The sequence below is a fragment of the Leekyejoonella antrihumi genome (genome assembly GCF_007845645.1).
Taxonomy (GTDB): domain Bacteria; phylum Actinomycetota; class Actinomycetes; order Actinomycetales; family Dermatophilaceae; genus Leekyejoonella; species Leekyejoonella antrihumi.
Genome location: NZ_VCQV01000053.1, coordinates 1 through 22,397 on the forward strand (window position 1 = coordinate 1; position 22,397 = coordinate 22,397).

Sequence of the window (22,397 nt, forward strand, 5' to 3'; positions counted from 1 at the left end):
GTTGGCCACCGCAGGATTACGCGCGAGCAACTTCAGATTAAGCCGACCCGGCCACCAACCGGAACTACGCTCTCCCTCGGTCGGGTGCAGACCGCGCCCATGCACGACCGGACACTGCCCCCCAGGGCTGTCCGTGTTGAGCTCGGCCTCACGGGTCTCGTGGTTGTCAACCATGAAATTCCTTCCGGATTAAAAAGGGTGGACTTGCGAACTGGCGGAACTGACTAGCGAGCGACTTGCGAACGAACGGAACAGCTGGGGCACAGGCCCCAGTAGGTGACCTCGGCCTCGTCGATCACGAAACCGTGGCCGTCGGACGCGTTCAAACACGGAGCATCTCCGACGGCACAGTCGACGTCGGCGATGGCGCCGCAGGAACGGCATACGACATGGTGATGGTTGTCACCGACGCGTGCCTCGTAGCGCGCGACTGAGCCGGCCGGCTCGATGCAGCGGACCAGGCCCGCGTCGGTCAGAGCGCTCAGCACGTTGTAGATCGCCTGGTGCGATACCTCGCCGAGGTCGCTCCGGACGACACTGATGACCGACCCGGTGTCGACATGTGGGTGATCGGTGACAGCGGCCAGAACAGCAAGCCGAGGTCGCGTCACGCGCAGGCCGGCATCGCGCAGCATCTCCTCGAACTTCATCGTGTCTGGCATGCCGTCAAGTATCGGGCGTGATCTTGAATCAGTCAAGACTGTTGGCCGCCCGACTTCACGGCCCTTTCATCAACCAGCCGGCTAGGCGGCGCGGATCGCGAAGGCCAGTGCGTCTATCCGCGCGCGGGCCTCACCGTCGGTGGCGATGCGCTCACCCACCCGCTGCGCCAGTGCCTGCACCTGGTCAGGCTCCAGGCCGGGCCGGAGCGACAGCACGACACGCAGCGCCCCGAGGGCATCCGCTCCCCCGGCCTCGCACAGCACGCTCTGCACATCCGGTTCGTCGGAGGCTGCCGCCGTGACTGCGTCCCGCACGAAGGGGTCCTGGTGGGCGGGCAGCCACTCGCGCTGCTGGGCCAGCGCCCACACCATGCTCGGCCGAAGCGCCACCGTGCCCGGCGACGACACGTCCACCACCATCACCTCGCACTGCTCCGAGACCGCGGCCTGAGCAGCGACGGCGGCCCGCACTGGCGACGGGCGGGCGTGCGGATCCCACTGCTGCAGCGCCGTCAGGCCCGTGAAGACCGGCAGGGCCCGCTGTCCGTCCGGTGCGGTCAGGGTGACGACGGCCATGTCCGTCGACTTCTCCACGGCGAGGTCACCACTGTTGTCGATGTCGGTGGGCGCCGCGACGATCGGCACGATGAGTCGGGCACCCGCCAGGGCGGCCATCCATGCGGTCTCGTTCGCTCGGTCTGCCAACGCCGCAAGAAGAGTGGGCTCGGCCACCCCGAAGTCGTCGTCGAAACCCGTGCCGTGCAGCTCGCGCCCGGACCACTCCTGGCCCGCCGAGTCACCGTTCAGTGCGCTCACGCCCCGGGGTGGTTCTCGGGGTCCTCGCGAAGTACTGAGGGAGGAACGACCGAAGACTTCTTGGGGTGAGGGCGTCCCGCCACGTCGAGTGCATCGGGCAGCGTGAACGCCTCGCGATAAAGCGCCGAGCCGACAATCGCGCCCTCGACGCCCCGGTCGACGACCGCACGCAGTGCCCGCAGGTCGTCGAGCGTCGAGATCCCCCCAGAGGCGACCACCGGACGCTTCGTGCGCTCACAAACGTCAAGCAGCAGGTCGATGTTCGGCCCCTGCAACATGCCGTCCTTGGCGACATCTGTCACGACATACCGGGCGCACCCTTCGAGGTCGAGGCGCTCGAGCGTTTCCCAGAGGTCGCCGCCTTCCCGGGTCCAGCCGCGCGCTGCCAGTCGGGTGCCGCGCACGTCGAGTCCTACGGCGATCCGGTCCCCGTGGGCGGCAATCGCCCGTGCGGTCCACTCCGGGTCCTCGAGTGCCGCAGTGCCGAGATTGACGCGGCGACATCCGGTCGCAAGCGCGGCCTGCAGCGTTTCCTCGTCACGGATGCCACCGGACAACTCGACCTTGATGTCCAGCCACCCGACGATGTCCGCCAGCAGGGCCCGGTTGTTGCCACGACCGAAGGCGGCATCGAGGTCGACCAGGTGCACCCACTCCGCTCCCTGGTCCTGCCAGGCCCTTGCCGCATCCCACGGGTCTCCGAACTGACCGCCGCTGCCGGCGACACCCTGCACGAGCTGCACGGCCTGCCCGTCGGCCACGTCAACCGCCGGAAGCAGCTCGAGTCGGCCAACCTGCCCAGTGTGATCAGTCATCGCCCTGTCATCCTTCACGTCTTCGTAGTGTTGTGTCACAACGACTTTCGCCAGTTCTCCAAAAGTGTCGCGCCCGCATCGCCGGACTTCTCCGGGTGGAACTGGGTGCCGCGCAGCGCGCCGTCCTCCACTGCCGCGACGAACTCGCGACCGTGCTCGGCCGTGGACACGAGCGGTGCCGCACCGTCGCGCCACCGCGCCGCCGGAAGGTCGCGCGCCGCATACGAGTGGACGAAGTAGAACCGCTCCCGCTCGACCCCGGCGAAGAGAACAGACCCGATGGGCACTCGAACCGTGGTCCAGCCCACGTGGGGAACGACCGATGCCTCCAGGCGGACCACCGATCCCGTCCAGCACCCGATGCCCGGCACCGCGCCGCCGACGCTCGGCTCCGCGGAGCCCTCGAAGAGCACCTGGTGGCCGACACAGACCCCGAGCACCGGACGGCCGCCGGCCAGGCGGGTGCGGACCAGCTCGTCGCCGCCCACCGCCCGCAGGCCGGTCATGCAGGCGTGGAAGTTGCCGACACCCGGCACGTAGAGCCCGTCTGCGGCCAGCACGGCATCCCGGTCGGCCGTGAGCTCGACCTCGGCGCCGATCCGCTCGAGCATCCGCACCACCGAGTGCACGTTGCCACTGCCGTAGTCGAGGACGACGACTCTCGTCGTCACGATGCTCCCCACCCGGTGTCACGCTCCGTGCGAAGGGCTCTGCCGAAACGGTTGACTGCTCGCCGGTTCGGTTCGATCAGCATCGCGTCATCACCGTCTCCCACACCGTTGCCACGCACGAGTGAGCCACCGGGCAGCCCGAGCGCCTCGATCACGTCGCTCAGCAGGTCCAACGGGGTCGAGCCGCGGTCCGCCAGGATGCTCTCGACCGACTTCGTCGCCTTGTCGACCACGCCGGCGGCCCGCACCAGGTCTGCCGGACGACCCTGTGGCAGGTTCACGCGGGCCAGCCCTCGATCGGGCTCCCACACGAGCCAGCGCGGCAGCGCGCGCCACTTGCGCGAATGCACCACCATCACCGCGCGATCACCGATCTGAAAGAACCCCAAGGCATTCCGCATGGTCATCGGCACAGGTGCATTGGCAAGGACCGTCAGCGCGTCATCGTAGGGCGGGTCCGCCAGAGCCGGACCGGTCGGCACCACCCCGGACCAGCCGGAGAGCTGCACGACATAGCTCGGCACCACGCCTCGTTGCACCCACAGGTCCACGCGTTTGGCGTCGTCACTGAGCAGCAGCAGACCGGGCAGGGTCGAGGCCGGCATTGTCAGAGCGCGCCCTTCGCACTCGGTATGCCGATCACTCTCGGATCGGGCTCGATCGCCTTGCGCAGCGCTCTGGCGACCGCCTTGAACTGCGACTCCACGATGTGGTGCGGGTCGCGACCGGCGAGCAGTCGCACGTGCAGTGCGATCCCGGCGTGGAAGGCGAAGCTCTCGAGCACGTGCCGAGTCAGCGACCCGGTGTACTGCCCACCGATGATCACGTAGATCTGCCCGTCGGGCTCGCCCTCATGCACAAAGTAGGGACGTCCGGCCACGTCCACCACGGCCTGTGTCAGGGCCTCGTCCAACGGCACCAGGGCGTCACCGAACCGCGAGATGCCCGCCTTGTCACCGAGGGCGGTCCGCACGCACTCGCCGAGCACGATCGCCGTGTCCTCGACCGTGTGGTGCGCGTCCACGTCGATGTCGCCCTTGGCGGTGACCTTCAGGTCGATCAGGCTGTGCTTCGCAAAGCTGAGCAGCATGTGGTCGTAGAACCGCACTCCCGTGCTGACCTCCGCCTCTCCGGTGCCGTCCAGGTCGAGCCAGAGATCGATGCTGCTCTCTTTCGTCGCACGCTGCAGTTCCGCTGTGCGGTGCGGCTGGCGCGCATCCGAGGTGCTCATCGTGAATCCTTCCGTGCCGGGGTGGAGATCACCTCGCGCAGTGCAGTCAGCACCGCCTGCGTCTCCTCGGGGGTGCCCGCGGTGATACGCAGGTGGTGCGGGATCCCGACATCGCGGACCAGCACACCACGCTCGAGCAGAGCCTGCCACGTCGCGCGCTCGTCTGGGAAACCACCGACCAGCACGAAGTTCGCGTCGCTCGGCACCGGAGTGAGCCCCAGAGCATCCAGTCCCGCCACCAGGGCGTCCCGGGAGCCCTTGATCGCCTCCACCATCGCGAGCATGTCGCCGGTGTGCTCGAACGCCGCGCAGGTGACCGCCTGGGTCACCGCAGACAGGTGGTAGGGCAGTCGCACCAGCCGCAGCAGACTGGTCAGCTCGGCGTCCGCGGCCAGGTAGCCGAGGCGGACCCCGGCGAACGCGAACGCCTTGGACATCGTGCGGGTCACCACCAGCCGCTCACGACCGGGCAGCAGCGTGAGGGCGCTCGGCGTGCCGGGCCGGGCGAACTCGGCATACGCCTCGTCCACCACGATGATCGCGTGCGGTGCAGCCTCGTAAACCGCCTCGACGACGTCCAGCGCCAGGGCGGTGCCCGTCGGGTTGTTCGGCGAGCAGAGGAAGACCACGTGCGGGTCGACCTCGCGGGCCTGGCTCGCCGCGAGTTGGGCGCTTACGTCGAAGACCGCCGGATCGCACGAGCGCATCCCATCGATCCACGTCATGCCCATGCCCCTCGAGATCAGCGGGTGCATCGAGTACGACGGGGTGAACCCGAGCGCCGTGCGTTCGGCGCCGCCGAACGCCTGCACCAGATGCTGCAGCACCTCATTGGACCCGTTGGCCGCCCAGATCTGGTCCGCGTCGACAGCGCAACCGGTCGTCGACGTCACGTAGCCCGCGAGCGCCTCTCGGACCGCGGCGAACTCGCGATCGGGATAACGGTTGAGCGTGGGCGCGACCTCGCCGACCCGCCGCACGATCGCGTCGACGACCGTGCGCGGCACCTCATAGGACGACTCGTTGGTGTTGAGCGCCACCGGGACGTCCAGCTGTGGGGCGCCGTAGGGTTCGTGTCCCCGCAGATCTTCGCGGAGCAGGTCTTGGAGCCCGCTCATGAGACATCTGCGGGACTTGGGGGCGCAAACCGGGCGGTGACGGCCTCGCCGTGCGCGGGGAGGTCCTCGGCGTTCGCCAGGGTGACGACCGTGTCCGCGACCTCCTGCAGGGCAGCACGCGAGTAGTCGACCACGTGGATGCCGCGCAGGAACGACTGGACGGACAACCCACTGCTGTGGCACGCACACCCGCCGGTCGGCAGCACGTGGTTGGAGCCCGCCGCATAGTCGCCGAGACTCACCGGCGCGTAGTCGCCGACGAAGATCGCGCCCGCGTTCGTCACCCGGGCAGCCACCCCGGCGGCGTCACGGGTCTGGATCGCCAGGTGCTCGGCGCCGTAGGCGTCCACGACCTGCAGACCCTCGTCGAGGCCGTCGACCAGGACCGTCCCGGACTGCCTGCCGGAGAGCGCGATGCTCACCCGGTCGCTGTGCTTCGTGGTCGGCACGCGGCGCTTCAGGGCCTCATCCACGCGATCGGCGAGCGCCTCGCTGTCGGTGACGAGCACCGAGGCCGCCAGCTCGTCGTGCTCGGCCTGGCTGATCAGGTCGGCGGCGATGAGCTCGGGGTCGGCGCTGTCGTCGGCGAGGATCGCGATCTCCGTCGGCCCGGCCTCCGCGTCGATGCCGATGAGCCCCTTGAGGAGCCGCTTGGCGGCCGCGACGTACACGTTGCCGGGGCCTGTCACGAGGGACGCCGGCTCGCACACGACCGCACCGGTCTCGTCGGCGGCGCCATAGGCGAACATCGCCACCGCCTGCGCGCCGCCCACGGAATACACCTCGTCCACGCCGAGCAGCGTGCAGGCGGCCAGGATCGTGGGGTGCGGGTATCCCGTGAAGACACCGGTGTTGTGGGCCTGCGGGGGGCTGGCAACAGCCAGGGACGGCACGCCGGCCACCTGGGCCGGCACGACATTCATCACGACGCTGCTCGGGTAGACGGCGAGGCCGCCGGGCACGTAGAGACCGACTCGGTTGACCGGGACCCAGCGCTCGGTGACGGTGCCACCGGGCGCCACGTTGGTCGTCGTGTCGGTGCGACGTTGGTCCACGTGGACCAGCCGCGCGCGTCGAATCGACTCCTCCAGTGCGGCGCGCACCCGCGGGTCCAGCGTCTCCAATGCGCTCTGCAGGATCTCGACCGGCACCCGCAGCGACGATGGCCGCACCTTGTCGAACCGCTCACCGAGGTCCAGGAGCGCAGTGACGCCCGCATGATGCACTCGCTCGCAGATCGGACGGACGACATCGAGGGCGGCCTCGACGTCGAGCTCGGCACGGGGCAACGTGTCGCGCAGTCCGCGGGAGTCGAGGGACTCCCAGGCGGCGCCGCGCAGATCGATTCGGGAGTTCACGAGCACAGTCTAGGTGGGCGTCGCCGGTGATCGCGGCAACCGTCCATGCGACGAAACGGCCTACCGCGTGCTCGGGTGGCTGTCGCGCATCTCGCTCAGGTCGGTGCCGTAGAACCGCATCTCGGTGACGGCTCGCGCCTTGCGGGCCACCCGGAGATAGTGCTCGTGCAGCTCGTAGCCGGAGGCAGCGGGCCAGCCCAGGATCCGGGCGATCGCGTCGGAGTCGGTGAGGCTACTGGGCAGCGCGTCGACCGGGCGACCGCGCCAGAGCACCGACGCGTTGCGCAGCCGGGAGGCCAGACACCACGACTCGCGCAGCTGAAGGGCCTCCTCACTCGTCAGCAGGTCGTGCTCGGTCATCACCTGCAGCGTGCTGATCGTGCCGGTGCGACGCAGCTCCGCGGTCTCCCCCGCATGCTGCAACTGGCACAGCTGGACCGTCCATTCCACATCGGACAGCCCGCCACGCCCGAGCTTGAAGTGGCTGCGGACGTCTCCGCCGCGCGGAATACGCTCGGCCTCCATGCGGGCCTTGAGGGTGCGGATCTGCCGAAGCGCCGCCTCACTGATCCCGTCCGCCGGCCAGCGCAGCGGGTTGATCAGCTCGATGAACGCCGCACCGAGGTCCGGGTCTCCGGCAACCGGAGTCGCCCGCAGCAGGGCCTGAGCCTCCCAGCCCTCCGACCACCGGGCGTAGTACGCGGCGTACGAGTCGAGGGTGCGCGCGATCGGGCCGGCCTTGCCCTCGGGGCGCAGCCCGGCATCCACCTCGATCGCCGGGCCCGGGCCGCTGCCGCTCAGCCGGGTGCGCAGATAGCTGACCACCTGTCCCGCCTGCGTCTTGGCGACCTCGATGTCGGCGTCGTCGAGCGGGTCATGCACGAAGAGCACGTCCGCGTCGCTCGCATACCCCATCTCCCCACCGCCGAGCCGACCCATCCCGATGATGGCGATCCGGGTCTGCAGCGCCCGGCCATGCTCTCGCTCGACGTGACGGATGGCGATGTCCAAGATGGCCTGCAGGGTCGCCGAGGTCAGGTCGACGATCGCGTCCTCCACCTGCTCCAGGACCAGGACGCCGGCCAGGTCGGCGATCGCGATGCGGATCAGCTCGGTGCGCCGGTTGCTGCGGACGGCCAGCACCGCCTCGTCGTCGTCATCGCTCTGCCGGTCGACCGCGGCCTGCATGGCGGTCAGGATCTGCTCTCGCGACAGCGGCTCGAGGTTCTTGGTGCTGCCGAAGAGCGACACGGCCGAGGGAGTGCGCTCGAGCATCTCCCCGACATACCGGCTGCTGGCCAGGACCTTCGCCAGGGTCTCGGCGGCACTGCCTTCGTCGCGGAGCATCTTGAGGTACCAGTGCGTCGACCCCAGCGCGTCACTGATCCGCCGGAAGGCGAGCAGGCCAAGGTCCGGGTCCGCCTCGTGCGCGAACCACTGCAGCATCACCGGCATCAGCGTGCGTTGGATGGACGCGCGCCGGCTCACCCCGGTCGTCAACGCCTCGATGTGCCGGATCGCGCCGCGAGGGTCCCGGAAGCCGAGAGCCTGCAGCCGGTCCTGCGCACTCTCGAGCGACATCCGGGCGTCGTCGTCGCTCAGTCGCGCCACCGCCGACAGCAGTGGCCGATAGAACAACCGCTCGTGCAGTCTGCGCACCTCGCGGGCCTGCTCCCGCCACTGCGTGACCACCGCGTCGGCCGGAGCGCTGCGGTGGCCCATGGCTCGCCCGAGTCTCCGCAGCTCAGCCGACGATGTCGGCATCAGGTGGGTGCGTCGCATCCGCGACATCTGGATGCGATGCTCCAGCACCCGCAGCACCCGATAGGCACCATCGAGCTCGTGGGCGTCGACCCGGCCGATATAGCCGCCCCGGGAGAGTGACTCGATCGCCGCGAGCGTGCCGCGGTCCCGGATGCTCTCGTCGGTGCGCCCGTGCACCAGCTGCAGCAGCTGCACACTGAACTCGATGTCGCGCAGCCCGCCGTGGCCCAGCTTCAGCTGCCGTGGCGCCTCATCCGGCGGCACGTTGTCTTCAACGCGGCGACGCATGGCCTGCACGTCCTCGACGAACTTCTCCCGCTTGGAGGCCTCCCACACCATCGGCCGCACACAGTCGAGGTAGGTCGCTCCCAGCTCGACATCGCCGGCGACGGGCCGGGCCTTGAGCAGCGCCTGGAACTCCCAGGTCTTGGCCCAGCGCTCGTAGTAGGCGCGGTGACTGGCCACGGTGCGCACCAGCGGACCGTTCTTGCCCTCGGGCCGCAGCGCCGCATCGACCTGCCACAGCGACCCCTCCGTGGTCGGGTCGGTGCAGGCGTGCATCGCAGCGGTCGCGACCCTGGCACCGATCGCGAGCGCCTCGTCCTCGTCGGCGCCGTCCGCGGGCTCGGCCACGAAGATGACGTCGACGTCGCTGATGTAGTTCAGCTCGTGACCGCCGCACTTGCCCATTCCGATGATTGTCAGTCGGCACTGCTCGGATCCCTCGACCTCGCGCTGGGCGATGCCGAGTGCGGCCTCCAGTGCGGCGCCGGCCAGGTCCGCGAGCGCACCGGAGACCTGGGGGAAGACCTCGACGGCGTCGTTCATCAGGTCGACCGTCGCGATCTGCACCAGCTGTCGCCGATAGGCCACCCGCAACGCGTCGTAAGCCTGCGGTCCGGTCTCATCGCCGACCTCGCCGGCGAGCGCGGCGACCAGCTCTTCGCGCGACCGGATCGTGGCGGCCGCGACGTCACGCCACTGGTCGTGATGCAGCACCAGGTGGTCGGCCAGCGCCGACGATGCCCCCAGCAGTCGGATCAGCCGGTCCCGGCGCCCGCTCTGCGGGTCCGCTAGCAGCGCGGACACCTCCTCGCGCTCCTTCACCGACAGCACCTCACGCAGCCGGACCAGACCCAGCAGGGCACGGTCCGGGTCGGCGGCCTCGGACAGCTGGGTGATCAGCGAACGCTCCTCGCTGCCCGCCCAGTCCTCCAGCTCGTCCAGCAGGTGGAAGGCACGCGGCGCGTCGGAGACCCCGACGCGCACCAAAGTGCCCCGCCAGTGCTGCCAGCGCTGCGCACTCACAGTCGGTAGAGGTACTGGTCGAGCTCGAAGTGGGTGACCTGGTCGCGGTATGCCGCCCACTCGGCCTTTTTGTTGCGCAGGAAGAACTCGAAGACGTGCTCACCGAGCGTCTCCGCCACCAGGTCGCTGCCTTCCATCAGGTGGATCGCGTGGTCCAGCGATGCCGGTAGCGGGTCGATGCCCATCGCCCGACGCTCGCGGTCAGTGAGGCTCCACACGTCGTCCTCCGCCTCCGGCGGCAGCTGGTAGCCCTCGTCGATGCCCTTCATGCCGGCGGCCAGCAGCACCGCATACGCCAGGTAGGGGTTGGCCGACGAGTCCAGCGAGCGGATCTCGACCCGTGTGCTCTGCCCCTTCGTGGGCTTGTACATCGGCACCCGCACCATCGCGCTGCGGTTGTTGTGACCCCAGCAGACGTGCGCGGGGGCCTCGGCGCCGCCCCAGAGGCGCTTGTAGGAGTTGACCCACTGATTGGTGACCGCGGTGATCTCCGCCGCATGTCGCAGGATGCCGGCGATGAACTGACGACCGGTCTCGGACAGCTGATAGGGCGACCCAGCGGCGTGGAAGGCGTTGCGGTCTCCTTCGAACAGCGAGACGTGCGTGTGCATTCCGGAGCCGGGCTGGCCTTGCAACGGCTTCGGCATGAAGGAGGCGAAGTAGCCCTGCGCGAGCGCAACCTCCTTGACCACCGCCCGGAAGGTCATGATGTTGTCCGCGGTGGACAGCGCGTCGGCATACCGCAGGTCGATCTCGTTCTGGCCGGGTCCGCCCTCGTGGTGGCTGAACTCGACGGAGATGCCCATGCTCTCCAGCAGCGAGATCGCGGCGCGGCGGAAGTCGTGCCCGGTGCCCCGTGGCACGTGGTCGAAGAACCCGGCGTTGTCCACGGGGACCGGCTGGCCATCGGGTCGCAGCTTGCTCTCGAAGAGGTAGAACTCGATCTCCGGGTGGGTGTAGAAGGTCAGGCCCTTGTCGGCGGCCTTCGCCAGCGCCCGCTGCAGCACGTAGCGCGGGTCGGCCAGGCTGGCCGACCCGTCCGGCAGCCGGATGTCGGCGAACATCCGGGCGGTTCCGGGGGTCTCGTCGCGCCACGGCAGCACCTGAAAGGTGCTCGCATCGGGCAGCACCAGCATGTCGGCCTCGAAGACCCGCGCCAGGCCCTCGATCGAGCTGCCGTCGAAGCCGATTCCCTCGGCGAAGGCTTCTTCCAGCTCGGCCGGGGCCACGGCCACGGACTTCAGCATGCCGAGCACGTCGGTGAACCACAGCCGCACGAAGCGGATGTCACGTTCCTCGATGGTCCTGAGCACAAACTCCTGCTGACGGTCCATGGACCGATCCTGCCCTACGGGAGGCTCATCTGCGAGTCGGGATAGCCTCAAACCATGACTGAGGAGACCGCGCCCTATGGATCGGGCGCCCCCGCTGCGGCGACTGCGTCGTCGGCCAGGCCGCGTCGACGCACCCGCATCACGCACCTGCAGCGGATGAAGGAGCGGGGCGAACGGTGGGCCATGCTCACCGCCTACGACCAGTACGCCGCCGAGATCTTCAACGAGGCCCGCATCCCGGTCCTGCTGGTCGGCGACTCCGCCGGCAACAACGTCTTCGGTTATGAGACCACCCTGCCGGTCACCGTCGACGAGCTGATCCCGTTGGTGCGTGCAGTCACCTCCAGCGCCCCCCAGGCCCTGGTCGTGGCGGATCTGCCGTTCGGCTCCTACCAGGGCAGCCCCGAGCAGGCGCTCGGGACCGCCGTGCGGTTCATGAAGGAAGGGCGGGCGCACGCCGTCAAGCTCGAGGGCGGCACCGAGATGGCGCCGACCGTTCGGCTGATCACGCAGGCCGGGATCCCGGTCATGGGGCACGTCGGCTTCACACCGCAGAGCGAGCACGCCCTCGGCGGCTACCGCGTGCAGGGGCGCGCCGAGGCCGGGGACGAGCTGCTCGCCGCGGCGCAGGCATTCGAGGATGCCGGGGCGTTCTCCGTCGTGATCGAGATGGTGCCCGCACCTGCGGCGGCCAGGGTCACCCAGGCGCTGCGCATCCCGACGGTCGGCATCGGCGCGGGACCGGACTGCGACGCGCAGGTGCTGGTGTGGCAGGACATGGCCGGGCTGCGCTCCGGCAAGGCGCCGCGCTTCGTCAAGCGGTATGCCGACCTGCACGGCGCGCTGCTCGGCGCGGCGCAGGCCTACCGGGCCGATGTCGAAGGCGGCACGTTCCCCGCGACCGAGCACAGCTTCGAGTCCTGACCCCCTCCTGACCCCCGCGAGTGCTGACCCCCTCGAGTTGTGCACACATTTCGGCGGGTGTGGTCTGGTCAGGCCTGCTGGTGCTCGGTGGTCGGAGGCCGGATCTTCGGGCTCGCGGGCACCGCACGCCACATGACCGCGGCCGCGCCGAGGCCGACAGCACCGGCAGCCATGATCCCGGCACCTAGCGCTACGACGGCGGTAACTGCGGACAGCAGTGCGGGCCCGAGCGTCTGGCCCAGGTCGGACAGCTCACGCCAGATCCCGAGGAACTGCGGCCGGCCGACATCGGGTGAGAAGTCCGCGCCCAGCGTCATCACCATGCCCGAGCCGATGCCGTTGCCGAACCCGAGCAGGCAGGACACCAGCGTGAGCGTGACCACTCCCCCGGTCAGCGGCATGACGAGCAGCGACGCCGCCATCACCAGCATCGACGGCACCGTGACCCAGCGCCGGCCGTAGACGTCCATCACCTTGCCGGAGGGATAGAAGACCAGCATGTCGATGCCCCCGGCGATGCCGTAGACGATTGACACGGCCTGCGCGGACAACCCGATGTGCTCCCCCCACAGTGGGATCACCGCCTGACGCGAGGCGCGCACCGCGGCCACCAGGAGGACCCCCATGCCCACCGTGAGGAAGACCCGACGGTGCTCGCTGAGAATCCCGCGCACCGTTGGCCCCTCGGTGGCACTGGCCACGGCAGGACTTGGCGGCAGGTCCTTCATCGTCGCGCCCAGCACGCCGGCGAGCAGCAGCGCGCCGGCGCACACGGCATACGCGCCCTGCACGGACCACAGCTCCATCGCCGCGGCCCCGAGGAACGGTCCGGCGAAGACGCCGACCCGCATCACCCCGCCGAGCGTCGACAGTGCCCGGGCCCGGTAGCGCGGCGGCACCGCCTCGGTCAGGTAGGTCTGTCGAGCCAGCATGAACACCGAGCCGCTGACCCCCATCAGGAACGCTCCGAGGGCATAGACCAGCAGGTCCGACGCGATCAGGCACAAGATCGCCGCGAGCACACCGACAGCCGAGGCCCCGATGATCGCGTGCCGTTCGCCGTAGCGCGCGGTGATCACCGAGGAGGGGACGTTGAACAGCAGCGACCCGACGTTGATCATCATGACCATGAGCGCGGCGACCGCGACGGAGGCGCCCAGGTCACGCGCCGTCAACGGCACGACCGGCAACATGGCGCCTTCGCCGACGCCGAAGAGCAGCGACGGGCCGTATGCGGGTATGGCCAAGGACTTCAGGTCGAAGCCGTTGTCCCTGCTCACTGACCCCATGTTAATTCGCTCCTCTATGCAACGACCAGCGGGACCGCGGGACGAGGATGCGAGCGGCGAACTTTGCGGGGTGACTCTAGACTCCACGTCATGTCGTCCGTCACTGCCGCCGTCGAGCCGGGCCGGATCAGCCCCCGGCTGCCCGTTCCCGCACTCATCCAGCGACCGGAGTATGTCGACCGCCCGGAACCGCGGGAGTTCACCGGCTCCGAGGTCAAGGACGCGGAGACCATCGAGAGGATCAGGGTGGCCAGCCGGATCGCGGCCCAGGCCCTGCAAGCGGCCGGCGAGGCCGCAGTCCCCGGTGCAACCACCGATCAGATCGACCGCGTCGGCCACCAGTTCGTGATCGACCACGGCGCCTATCCCTCGACGCTCGGCTACCGCGGGTTCCCGAAGTCGCTGTGCACCAGCGTCAACGAGATCATCTGTCACGGCATCCCGGACGACCGTCCGCTGCAGGACGGCGACATCGTCAAGATCGACCTGACCGCGTACCTCGACGGGGTGCACGGCGACAACTGCGCCACCTTCCTGGTCGGCAACGTCGATGAGCAGTCCCGCCTGCTGGCGCAGCGCACCCAGGAGGCGATGATGCGCGGCATCAAGGCGGCGCTACCGGGCCGGCAGGTCAACGTCATCGGCCGCGTCATCGAGAAGTATGCGGACCGGTTCGGTCTGGGTGTGGTGCGCGACTACACCGGGCACGGCGTGGGCCAGGCCTTCCACTCCGGGCTGGTCATTCCGCACTACGACGCGGCACCCGCCTACGACGACGTCATCGAACCGGGCATGACGTTCACCGTCGAGCCGATGCTCAACCTCGGGACCCCGGACTGGGAGATGTGGGACGACGACTGGACCGTCGTGACCGCCGACCGGGCGCGCTCCGCCCAGTTCGAGCACACCATCTTGATCACCGAGACCGGCCCGGAGATCCTGACCCTGCCGTGACCCGGAAGACCCCTATCAAGGAGGACCGCATGGCCAAGACCTATCCGCTCGGAGTCGACGTGGGAGGCAGCGGTATCAAGGGTGCCCCCGTCGACCTGGACACCGGTGAGTTTGCCGCGGAACGACTGCGCATCGACACCCCGAAGGAGTCGACCCCGGACGCCGTGGCGGACGTGATCGCGCAGATCGTCGACCACTTCAAGGACGAGACCAAGGGGCAGCCGATCGGGGTCACCCTGCCCGCGGTGATCACGCACGGCATCGTGCGCACCGCGGCCAACATCGACTCCTCCTGGATCGGCACCAACATCGACGAGCTGCTCAGCGAGCGGCTCGGCCACCCCGTGACCGTGCTCAACGACGCGGACGCCGCCGGGGTCGCCGAGTTGCACTACGGCGCCGCGCGCAATGCGGACGGCCTGGTCGTCATGACGACGCTGGGCACCGGGATCGGCACGGCCCTGCTCAACGAGGGCGCGCTGGTGCGCAACTCCGAGCTGGGTCACCTGGAGATCGACGGGCACGATGCCGAGCGCAAGGCGGCGGACAGCGCACGAGACCGCGACGACCTGTCCTGGCAGGAGTGGGCGCAGCGGCTACAGCGCTACTACAGCCATGTCGAGGACCTCTTGTGGCCGGACCTGATCGTCGTCGGCGGTGGGGTGTCGAAGAAGGCGGACAAGTTCCTGCCGCTGCTGCACCTGCGAGCACCGATCGTGGCGGCGCAGCTGCAGAACGCCGCCGGCATCGTCGGCGCGGCCTGGCAGGCGACCAATCACCCGTCCTCGGGGGCCCAGGCCAAGTCGTCGTAGGCGGGTGGCAGATCCAGGGCTGACCCGGTGGGCTTTCGACCGCGCCCCGATAGGTCCCTCTCAGCAGGCCCGCGGTGCGTCCAGACAGGTGATCACGGCGCGCACCCGCCGATGGTTGCAACCGTCATCGACGAGGTCCAGCTTGGCGAAGCTCGACCGCAGATGCGTTTGGACAGTGAACCTCAGGTCCTGTCCTACGGGCTGGTCAACGGCGTGCTGCTGTAGGTCGGCATCGGGTTGACCGTTCTCGGCAACTGGTTGCGTGCACGGCGGGGCAGCGAACCGATGTCATCCGGGTGGGATGAGCGCCGACGCGCGCTTCGCGTCTCTCACGGCTCGGAACGACTGGTCGTCGCGGCACGGATTGCGGCGACCGCGGCCTGCGCGGTGCCCTTGGGGTCGCGAGCCGCGGACTTCAGTTTGGGCACATAGCGCTTCAGCGTGTGACGGACCACCGGCAGCGCCTTGGCGAACGCCGGATACAGCGGGGACAGCGGCTTGTCCCAGGTGCCGATGAGCAGGTCCTCATGCTTGGCGAACTGCCGTTTGAAGTCCGAGATGCCATCGCCCAGAAGGCCGTTGAAGTCATAACGCTCGACTCCCTGCGCCTTGACGTGGGTCATGGCATGGAACTTCAGCCCGTAGTTGAGGCGCAGCTTCATCCCACGCGAGCTGACCCCGCCATACAGCTCGAATGCCGTGCGGCCGGAGACCACGAGCCAGACGAACGCCACAACTTCGTCGCCTTCCCACGCCGCGATCAGCTGCGACGCGGGACCCATCAGATCGCGGATGCCGCGGTGGTAGTCGTCGGAGTGGACCGCGAACTCGGCGCGTCGCCCGGTCTCCTTGTTGATCTCCAGCACCTGCTGCAGGTCGGCGTCAGTGGTGACCTCACCGAACCGAACGTCCTTCGCCCGGAAGGACTTGCGCACGTTCTGCCGCGTCGAAGAGCTGAGTTCTTGCATAATTGCATCTTCGTCACGCGTCACGTCGACGACGAGGGTCCGCGGGATCAGGCCGGTGTTGTCGCTGCGGACGAAGCCCTGGGACCGCAGGTCGGCCAGCCATCCGGTCGGCGGCGCGGCGAGATCCGCGGCGAGCTGCTCGTCGGAGACACCCTTGTCCAGGGGCGAGAACGGCTGCGCCCAGTCCGGCTCGATGGTCAGGGCGATCGGCTTGTCGACGGCCTTCAGATGGTCGGCGAGCGCGGCGCAGACGCGGGCGCGGTCCTCCTGCCCGGCCTGCGGCCCGCGTGGGACGTAGGCCAGCGACCGGAAGGGTACGGGCAGCTTGCGCAGCAGCACCTGAGCCGAGCCCACAAGCCGGTCACCGTCATGGACGAGCAACCGCTGGGCGCTCCACTCGTAACGGGACTTCAGCTCGCCCCACCCCCACAGCTGCAGCGGATGGCCGCCGGCGTCGTTCACCAGCCGGTCCCACTCGCCTTGGTCGTGGCAGGGTGTCACGCGCAGGCCGCTCATCGTGAGTCACCGGAGATCAGCAAGCGGCCGTGCGGGGTTGCATCCATGCGGGGCAGGGTATCCGTTCGGCGGGCACCGCGTGGTGAGCGGGGCACCCGGCATACTCCCGTGCCTGCCCGGCGCTCAGCCGATCTCGGAGAAGTCGGCAGGCTGCCCGTCGACCAGGTCGCGCACGTCGACACCGCCGTCCAGGCCGAACCCGCTGATGTGCTGGAGGTAGCCCGCCCGTCCGACCTCGTTCAGCAGCGCGTCGTGGATCGGGATGACCACGTGGGGGCGGATTCTGCGGATGAAGGCGATCGTCTCCTTGATCGCGCCCCAGGGTGCGTTGACGGGCACCGCAAGCAGGTCGACATCACCGTCCGGCTGAGCGTCCAGGGCGTCGCCGGGGTGGAAGAGGCTCGGTTCGCCGGGCGCGGTCAGCAGCAGCCCGACGTTGCCGATCCGGTCGAGGTACTCGTGGATGACGGCGTGCTGGCTGCCGGCCGGGGTGATCTCGACGTCACCGATGGTGAACGACTCCCCCGCCGCTGTGGCCCTGGCCAGGATCTCGTGCTTCTTCAGCAGCTCGGCCGTCTGCGGGTCGGCGTGGACCACCGCAGCGGGATTCGCCTCGAGCAGCGCCGGAAACTTCGCCAGGTCAAGGTGGTCCGGATGCTGGTGGGTGATAAGCACGGCGTCCAGCTGCGTGAGGCCCGCGAAGTCGGAGAACGTGCCCGGGTCCAGCAGCATGCGGCTGCCGGCGGCCTCGACGAGGAGACAGGAGTGCCCAAGGTGAGTGATCTGCATAGAGGCCACCGTACGCCGGGACCTCGCCGGGCATCGTACGATCACTGGCGTGAAGTTCCTCGGTGAGCGACCCGCATACGACCTGACCTACAACGACGTCTTCATGGCCCCGTCACGATCGTCGGTGACCAGCCGGTTGGACGTCGACCTGGCGACCTCCGACGGCACCGGCACGACCCTGCCGCTGGTGGTGGCGAACATGACCGCCATCTCGGGACGCCGAATGGCCGAGACCGTCGCCCGTCGCGGCGCCATCGCTGTTCTGCCGCAGGACATCCCGGTGCAGGTCGTGCGCGACACCATCAGCCAGGTGAAGGCCTGCCATCCGGTCTTCGAGACCCCCGTCACCATTGGCCCGGAAGCACCGGTGTCCAGCGTGCTGGCACTGATGAACAAGCGGGCGCACCGTGCCGCTGTGGTCGTCGATGACGGCGGCGGCCCGGTCGGCATCATCACGGAGCGGCACTGCCTCGAGGTGGACCGTTTCGCCGAGGTCGGCCAGGTGATGACCAGTGACCTGTTCACCGTCGGCGACGACGCCGATCTCGACGAGACCTTCGAGAAGCTCACCTCGGCCCATCTGGACCTGGCGCCGGTGGTGACCTCGGAGGGCTCGCTGGCCGGCGTGCTGACGCGCAAGGGCATCTTGCGGTCGGCGATCTATGAGCCGGCGGTCGACGCCGCCGGCCACCTGCGCATCGGCGCCGCAATCGGCATCAACGGGGACGTCGCCGCCAAGGCGAAGGCCATGCTCGAGGCACGGGCCGACGTGCTTGTCGTCGACACCGCGCACGGCCATCAGGACAAGATGATCGACGCGCTTCGACAGGTGTGCGCGGCGCGAGAGGCCCACGTCGCTGCGGGCGGTGCCCAGGTGCCGATCGCCGCGGGCAACGTGGTCACCGCTGCCGGCGTCGCCGATCTCGTGGAGGCCGGCGCCGACATCATCAAGGTGGGAGTTGGTCCCGGCGCGATGTGCACCACCCGGATGATGACCGGAGTGGGCCGGCCGCAGTTCTCTGCCGTGCTCGAATGCTCCGGAGCGGCAACGGACCTCGGCGCACAAGTTTGGGCGGACGGCGGCGTGAAGTACCCGCGCGACGTGGCCCTTGCCCTGGCTGCCGGTGCCGGCAGCGTGATGATCGGCTCGTGGTTCGCGGGCACCTGGGAGAGCCCCGGCGACCTGGGTCGCACGCCCGACGGCCGCCTCTACAAGGAGTCGTTCGGGATGGCTTCGGCGCGCGCGGTGCGCAACCGCACCCAGGGCCAGGATGCGTTCGCCCGCGCCCGATCCGCGCTCTTCGAGGAGGGTATTTCCGCGTCCAAGATGTTCCTGGACCCCGAGCGCCCAGGCGTGGAGGACCTGATCGACTCCATCATCGCCGGCGTGCGGTCCAGCTTCACCTATGCCGGTGCCCGAAGCATCGCCGAGTTCCACCAACGTGCGCTGGTCGGCGTGCAGAGCGCGAGCGGTTATGACGAAGGACGTCCGCGCGAAACCTCCTGGAGCTGAGCAGCGTCGCCGGGCGGCGGCATCAGTCCTGCCGTGGCCGGCCAAGCTGCAACGCTGCGGTGAGGAGCATCATCGCCTCGGTGATGATGGCGATGATGGCGATGATCCCTAGCGGTTCTCCCCAGTTGCCGATGTCGTCACCGATCTGAGGCAGTCCTACGGTGCGGCTGAGGAAGTATCCCACCAGGGCGAGGACCGACCACCAGGGTGGACACCCATCCGGCCGGAGTGTCGGCGACCAGCAGCAGCATGCCGAGAATGAGTCCGGCGATCGTCAGCAGCACGAACCCGACACCGATGTAGGGCGCCTCGCTGAGGTGCATCTCGATCACCGGGATATGTGCCACGGCATCGCTCACGGCACCGATGGCGGCCAGCAACCGTCACGGCGAGCGCACAGCAGGGCCGTCGAGCAGCCAGGTCGTCATGGAGCGGGGCATCGGTCCGGCCTGCCTGGCGGTGGGGCTGTGCAGATCCTGCGACATGGTCGTCATGACTCGGCCTTCTCTGGGAAAGGCACCCGAAGGCAAGATGTGAGGAGTTCGGAGCCGACCCCGCTGCGGATGGGCGCGCGGGGCACCGATCTGCGTACGCGAGCAATTCGTCTTCAACGGCCCGACCGCCCAGGCCGTTCGGCGCAGGCGATGCATTGATCGGTGGCCGGGCGCGCCAGGAGTCGCTCGTGACCGATCGGCTTCCCGCATACGTGGCAGGATCCGTCCCAGCCATCAGCGATGCGCGCCAGGGCCAGATCAATCTGCTGCAGCTGGGCGCTGGTGGACTGGACGAGGGCCGTGGTCTGCTCCCGATCCCAGGCGATCGTCGCACCCTCGGGGTCGTGCTCGTCATCGGCATTGTCGTCGCGGGAGGCGTCGATGATCCGGGCTCGCTCACTCGTCAGCGCAGCCAGGCGTTCGAGAGCCACCTCACGCCTGGCTCGCAGCGCATCCTGCACATCGTGCACGTCGCGAGCCTACGTCGGGAACGGTGCAAGGAGTTAGTCGAGGCATAGCTCGTTGACCTCCGGATCGCGCATCGTGATGTGACCAGGCTCCATCGGGCTCGGTTCGATTCGGTGAGCTGGGTTGCACCGAGCGCGACCAGACGGTGGGCGTCCGTCTCGAGGACGCTGATCCGTGGGTCACCCACATGCGAGATGGTGACCCTCGATGGGGAGGATCATGACACCTGCACATGCATTCGTGCAGACATAGTCTGTTGTTCTGTCCGGGTGCGGGCGTGGCATGTCGTGGGCGACCGGAGTTTGGCGCGACACTCGTGGTCGTGATAGGTATGCCTTACCTATCATGAAGGAGGTGGCGCGAGGTGAGTCTGTCCACCACGCTCATCCTGGGTTTCATCGCCGGTGTGACCATCATCCTCGGCCTACCGGTCGGGCGGCTTCGCCGGCCCGTGCCGGGGTTGCGGGTATTCCTCAACGCCACCGCGGTCGGTGTGCTGATGTTCCTCTTCTGGGACGTACTGTCCGCTGCGTGGGAGCCGATCGACACTGCCCTGGGCGACCTTCACGACCGGCGGGGCGGGATCGGGCCGGTGCTCGGCTATGGCGGCCTGTTCGCCGGTGGTCTTGCGGCCGGCCTGCTCGGCCTGGTCGGCTACGACCGATTCATGGCCAGCCGCGCCCGAGCAACTCCCCTGCACGTCGGGCCCGGAGCGATGAGCGCCACGCGCCGGACCCGCGGCGCCTACCGCGTCTCCACCTGGTCACCGGCTCGCCGGCTCTCGTTGCTCATTGCCGTCGGCATCGGACTGCACAACTTCGCCGAGGGCCTGGCGATCGGTCAGGCGGCCGCCAGCAACGCGATCGCGCTGGCCACGGTGCTGGTCATCGGCTTTGCCCTGCACAATGCCACCGAAGGCTTCGGCATCATCGCGCCCCTGGCCGCCAACTCCGAGCCCGACGGCGTCGACTCCCGGCCCGGATGGGGCTTCCTACTGACGATGGCGGCGATCGGCGGCGGACCCACCTTTGTCGGCACCGCGATCGGGCACAGCTTCACCTCCGAACCGGTCAGCGTCGTGTTCCTGACCCTCGCTGCCGGCTCCATCGTCTACGTCATTGCGCAGCTGCTCGGCATCGCCGCCCGCGCCCGCCGCGGCGACCTGGTGGCATACGGCCTGCTGCTTGGCATCCTGGCCGGCTTCATCACCGACGCCGTCGTCTCGGCCGGTGGCGCCTGATCCCGAGAGCGCATCGCCCTGCTGCGAGTAACCCGTACCGTGCGGTCATCGGCGCTGATTGGCTCCGGGACCGCACCAAGGTCCGCAACCTCGTTCATCATGACGTGCCCGCTCACGTCAGCGACGCCACCCGTCGTGGCCGAGGCAGTGTCGTCAGCGGCATCCCTATGAGAGAGCGACGGTGCAACATGCCTGCGCGCGTGGTCAATCCGGCGAGATGACCTCGGGCGACGGGCAGATCCTCGCGTTCGACCCTACCGGGCAATGCTTGATCAAGATCCTTCCGCGGAGCATGGTGACAGGCCGGGTCTTTACAGAGGCGTTTGCATCTCGAGCCGACCCATCTGGGTCGTTGGTTCAATGAGCCGCCCCACCCTCTTGACTTGCATTATCGGAAAGTGATTGTGTTGCCTCTATGGAAAGTGAAATGCCTTCTGGACCATCACCCAGCCCTGCTGCGCAGGCCCAACAGGTCCTTCGTGAACTGGACTCCGACCGGGCGTGCCTGGCCAGCCGGCTCGCTGCCCCCTGGTGGCTCTATCCCGTGTGCGCACTCCTCGTTGCCGGCTTCATAGCCACGCCCGCTATCCGGGCAGACGAGCCGCGCAACGCGCTCGTGGGAGTCCTCATCGCCAGCACACTTGTTTTGCTGCTCGGGTACCAACGGCTCTCGGGAGTGCGAGTTGGGCGAGCAGGGTTACGTGGTGGCCTGCTCATTGCGGGACTGCTGGTAGCGACCCTTGTCCTGCTGAGCGTGTCGTTCGGTCTGGCGGCCTCGATGAGCGCGTGGTGGGTGCTCGCCCCGGCGGCGGCGTCCTTCCTCATGGTGCAAGTCGGAGGACGACGGTTCGATTGTCTATACCGAGAGAACCTGAGTCGTGGTCATTCGGCCAGCGTTTAATGACACGATCCACGCCGCCATCCGGCTACGCATCTGCGGGTTACTTCGTCATCTGGACGAGATCGACTTCGCGGTGCTTCGGGACACCCTCGGGACCAGCGACGCTACGTTGTCCAAGAACCTGAGGGTACTTGTCGATGCCGGTTACATTTCGATGACGAAGGCTGCATCGCCAACCCGGTCCGACGCGCGCCGGCTCACTTGGGTCAGGCAGACACCAGCTGGCAGGCACGCATTCGACGGTCACATCGAAGAACTTCGGCGCATTGCCGTGGGGTTCTCCGATGTGTCCGCCGATCCCGAGCGCCGCACGCCCGACTTCTCGGCCTGACTAAGAGATTCCGCGGATAGGCGCGGTCATTGCGGCGTGTCACGCAGCGAAGCAGGCACAGGCCCCGGTAAAAGACGGGTTGTCGAGACTCGCCAACATCACCGGGAGGGCCTGTGCCTGC

22 protein-coding genes are annotated in these 22,397 nt (G+C 68.6%); 7 read left to right on the plus strand and 15 right to left on the minus strand.

All coding sequences use genetic code 11. The annotated features are described in order from the left end of the window. Positions 1–224: 224 nt before the first annotated feature. From FGL98_RS22840 to FGL98_RS22885, 10 genes are all read right to left on the minus strand, one after another. Complete coding sequence (locus tag FGL98_RS22840; RefSeq protein WP_146320845.1) at positions 225–662, minus strand: Fur family transcriptional regulator; 438 nt, start codon at positions 660–662, stop codon at positions 225–227. 81 nt (positions 663–743) lie between these two features. Continuing rightward, positions 744–1,478, minus strand: coding sequence for an SseB family protein (locus tag FGL98_RS22845; RefSeq protein ID WP_146320847.1), 735 nt, complete (start codon positions 1,476–1,478; stop codon positions 744–746). Then, positions 1,475–2,293, minus strand: coding sequence for a bifunctional 1-(5-phosphoribosyl)-5-((5-phosphoribosylamino)methylideneamino)imidazole-4-carboxamide isomerase/phosphoribosylanthranilate isomerase PriA (gene priA / locus FGL98_RS22850; RefSeq protein WP_146320849.1), 819 nt, complete (start codon positions 2,291–2,293; stop codon positions 1,475–1,477). Before priA ends, FGL98_RS22845 begins: the two co-directional genes overlap by 4 nt. Before the next feature lie 35 nt (positions 2,294–2,328). Beyond that, positions 2,329–2,964 carry an imidazole glycerol phosphate synthase subunit HisH gene (gene hisH, locus FGL98_RS22855; protein WP_146320851.1) on the minus strand — a complete coding sequence of 212 codons (636 nt, stop codon included), beginning with the start codon at positions 2,962–2,964 and terminating at the stop codon, positions 2,329–2,331. Beyond that, positions 2,961–3,569 (minus strand): hypothetical protein, encoded by a 609-nt coding sequence (locus FGL98_RS22860; RefSeq protein ID WP_146320853.1) that lies wholly within the window; start codon positions 3,567–3,569, stop codon positions 2,961–2,963. Before FGL98_RS22860 ends, hisH begins: the two co-directional genes overlap by 4 nt. A gap of 2 nt (positions 3,570–3,571) precedes the next feature. Next, positions 3,572–4,195 carry an imidazoleglycerol-phosphate dehydratase HisB gene (hisB, locus tag FGL98_RS22865; protein ID WP_146320855.1) on the minus strand — a complete coding sequence of 208 codons (624 nt, stop codon included), beginning with the start codon at positions 4,193–4,195 and terminating at the stop codon, positions 3,572–3,574. Then, a complete protein-coding gene (locus tag FGL98_RS22870; protein WP_146320857.1) occupies positions 4,192–5,313 on the minus strand; it encodes a histidinol-phosphate transaminase in 1,122 nt (373 codons plus the stop codon). Before FGL98_RS22870 ends, hisB begins: the two co-directional genes overlap by 4 nt. Next, positions 5,310–6,671, minus strand: a complete 1,362-nt coding sequence (hisD, locus tag FGL98_RS22875) for a histidinol dehydrogenase (protein ID WP_146320859.1) — start codon at positions 6,669–6,671, stop codon at positions 5,310–5,312. The genes FGL98_RS22870 and hisD overlap by 4 nt, the downstream gene beginning before the upstream one ends. A 60-nt stretch (positions 6,672–6,731) precedes the next feature. Continuing rightward, positions 6,732–9,743 (minus strand): bifunctional [glutamine synthetase] adenylyltransferase/[glutamine synthetase]-adenylyl-L-tyrosine phosphorylase, encoded by a 3,012-nt coding sequence (locus FGL98_RS22880; protein ID WP_146320861.1) that lies wholly within the window; start codon positions 9,741–9,743, stop codon positions 6,732–6,734. Then, complete coding sequence (locus FGL98_RS22885; RefSeq protein WP_146320863.1) at positions 9,740–11,077, minus strand: glutamine synthetase family protein; 1,338 nt, start codon at positions 11,075–11,077, stop codon at positions 9,740–9,742. Before FGL98_RS22885 ends, FGL98_RS22880 begins: the two co-directional genes overlap by 4 nt. A gap of 54 nt (positions 11,078–11,131) precedes the next feature. Here FGL98_RS22885 and panB point away from each other — a divergent pair, with 54 nt between their 5' ends. Continuing rightward, on the plus strand, positions 11,132–12,001 hold the full coding sequence (gene panB, locus FGL98_RS22890) for a 3-methyl-2-oxobutanoate hydroxymethyltransferase (RefSeq protein WP_146320865.1): 870 nt from the start codon (positions 11,132–11,134) through the stop codon (positions 11,999–12,001). Between the two features lie 68 nt (positions 12,002–12,069). Here panB and FGL98_RS22895 read toward each other — a convergent pair whose 3' ends face one another. Next, positions 12,070–13,290: an MFS transporter gene (locus FGL98_RS22895; protein WP_146320867.1), complete on the minus strand. Its 1,221-nt coding sequence runs from the start codon at positions 13,288–13,290 to the stop codon at positions 12,070–12,072. A gap of 90 nt (positions 13,291–13,380) precedes the next feature. Between FGL98_RS22895 and map the strand changes: the two genes are divergently transcribed. Further along, entirely contained in the window at positions 13,381–14,244 is an 864-nt protein-coding gene (gene map, locus FGL98_RS22900; protein ID WP_146320869.1) for a type I methionyl aminopeptidase, read from the plus strand. A 29-nt stretch (positions 14,245–14,273) separates the two neighbouring features. After that, positions 14,274–15,056 (plus strand): polyphosphate--glucose phosphotransferase, encoded by a 783-nt coding sequence (gene ppgK / locus FGL98_RS22905; RefSeq protein ID WP_146320871.1) that lies wholly within the window; start codon positions 14,274–14,276, stop codon positions 15,054–15,056. A gap of 329 nt (positions 15,057–15,385) precedes the next feature. On the opposite strand, the gene FGL98_RS22910 is transcribed toward ppgK, so the two are convergent. Further along, positions 15,386–16,540: a lipid II:glycine glycyltransferase FemX gene (locus FGL98_RS22910; protein ID WP_186526338.1), complete on the minus strand. Its 1,155-nt coding sequence runs from the start codon at positions 16,538–16,540 to the stop codon at positions 15,386–15,388. A gap of 123 nt (positions 16,541–16,663) precedes the next feature. Continuing rightward, positions 16,664–17,329, minus strand: a complete 666-nt coding sequence (locus FGL98_RS22915) for an MBL fold metallo-hydrolase (RefSeq protein ID WP_146320873.1) — start codon at positions 17,327–17,329, stop codon at positions 16,664–16,666. 49 nt (positions 17,330–17,378) lie between these two features. On the opposite strand from FGL98_RS22915, the gene FGL98_RS22920 reads away from it, so the two are divergent. After that, entirely contained in the window at positions 17,379–18,842 is a 1,464-nt protein-coding gene (locus tag FGL98_RS22920; protein ID WP_146320875.1) for a GuaB1 family IMP dehydrogenase-related protein, read from the plus strand. Between the two features lie 137 nt (positions 18,843–18,979). Here the strand turns inward: FGL98_RS22920 and FGL98_RS22925 are convergent, their stop codons facing one another. After that, a complete protein-coding gene (locus FGL98_RS22925) occupies positions 18,980–19,201 on the minus strand; it encodes a hypothetical protein (protein ID WP_146320877.1) in 222 nt (73 codons plus the stop codon). A gap of 248 nt (positions 19,202–19,449) precedes the next feature. After that, on the minus strand, positions 19,450–19,806 hold the full coding sequence (locus FGL98_RS22930; RefSeq protein ID WP_222432357.1) for a TraR/DksA family transcriptional regulator: 357 nt from the start codon (positions 19,804–19,806) through the stop codon (positions 19,450–19,452). Between the two features lie 362 nt (positions 19,807–20,168). Here FGL98_RS22930 and FGL98_RS22935 point away from each other — a divergent pair, with 362 nt between their 5' ends. The 3 genes from FGL98_RS22935 (at position 20,169) to FGL98_RS22945 (ending at position 22,276) form a co-directional block, all read left to right on the plus strand. Beyond that, on the plus strand, positions 20,169–21,044 hold the full coding sequence (locus FGL98_RS22935) for a ZIP family metal transporter (RefSeq protein ID WP_146320879.1): 876 nt from the start codon (positions 20,169–20,171) through the stop codon (positions 21,042–21,044). A 427-nt stretch (positions 21,045–21,471) separates the two neighbouring features. After that, positions 21,472–21,945 carry a hypothetical protein gene (locus FGL98_RS22940; protein WP_146320881.1) on the plus strand — a complete coding sequence of 158 codons (474 nt, stop codon included), beginning with the start codon at positions 21,472–21,474 and terminating at the stop codon, positions 21,943–21,945. Next, positions 21,923–22,276, plus strand: coding sequence for a transcriptional regulator (locus FGL98_RS22945; protein ID WP_222432358.1), 354 nt, complete (start codon positions 21,923–21,925; stop codon positions 22,274–22,276). Before FGL98_RS22940 ends, FGL98_RS22945 begins: the two co-directional genes overlap by 23 nt. The last annotated feature ends 121 nt before the right edge of the window (positions 22,277–22,397 follow it).

Bases quoted from the DNA above. Each gene is read 5' to 3' on its own strand.
- FGL98_RS22840 (WP_146320845.1), bottom strand. From the start codon at position 662: ATGCCAGACACGATGAAGTTCGAGGAGATGCTGCGCGATGCCGGCCTG.
- priA (WP_146320849.1), bottom strand. From the start codon at position 2,293: ATGACTGATCACACTGGGCAGGTTGGCCGACTCGAGCTGCTTCCGGCG.
- FGL98_RS22860 (WP_146320853.1), bottom strand. From the start codon at position 3,569: ATGCCGGCCTCGACCCTGCCCGGTCTGCTGCTGCTCAGTGACGACGCC.
- hisB (WP_146320855.1), bottom strand. From the start codon at position 4,195: ATGAGCACCTCGGATGCGCGCCAGCCGCACCGCACAGCGGAACTGCAG.
- FGL98_RS22870 (WP_146320857.1), bottom strand. From the start codon at position 5,313: ATGAGCGGGCTCCAAGACCTGCTCCGCGAAGATCTGCGGGGACACGAA.
- FGL98_RS22885 (WP_146320863.1), bottom strand. From the start codon at position 11,077: ATGGACCGTCAGCAGGAGTTTGTGCTCAGGACCATCGAGGAACGTGAC.
- panB (WP_146320865.1), top strand. From the start codon at position 11,132: ATGACTGAGGAGACCGCGCCCTATGGATCGGGCGCCCCCGCTGCGGCG.
- FGL98_RS22895 (WP_146320867.1), bottom strand. From the start codon at position 13,290: ATGGGGTCAGTGAGCAGGGACAACGGCTTCGACCTGAAGTCCTTGGCC.
- map (WP_146320869.1), top strand. From the start codon at position 13,381: ATGTCGTCCGTCACTGCCGCCGTCGAGCCGGGCCGGATCAGCCCCCGG.
- ppgK (WP_146320871.1), top strand. From the start codon at position 14,274: ATGGCCAAGACCTATCCGCTCGGAGTCGACGTGGGAGGCAGCGGTATC.
- FGL98_RS22910 (WP_186526338.1), bottom strand. From the start codon at position 16,540: ATGAGCGGCCTGCGCGTGACACCCTGCCACGACCAAGGCGAGTGGGAC.
- FGL98_RS22915 (WP_146320873.1), bottom strand. From the start codon at position 17,329: ATGCAGATCACTCACCTTGGGCACTCCTGTCTCCTCGTCGAGGCCGCC.
- FGL98_RS22940 (WP_146320881.1), top strand. From the start codon at position 21,472: ATGCCTTCTGGACCATCACCCAGCCCTGCTGCGCAGGCCCAACAGGTC.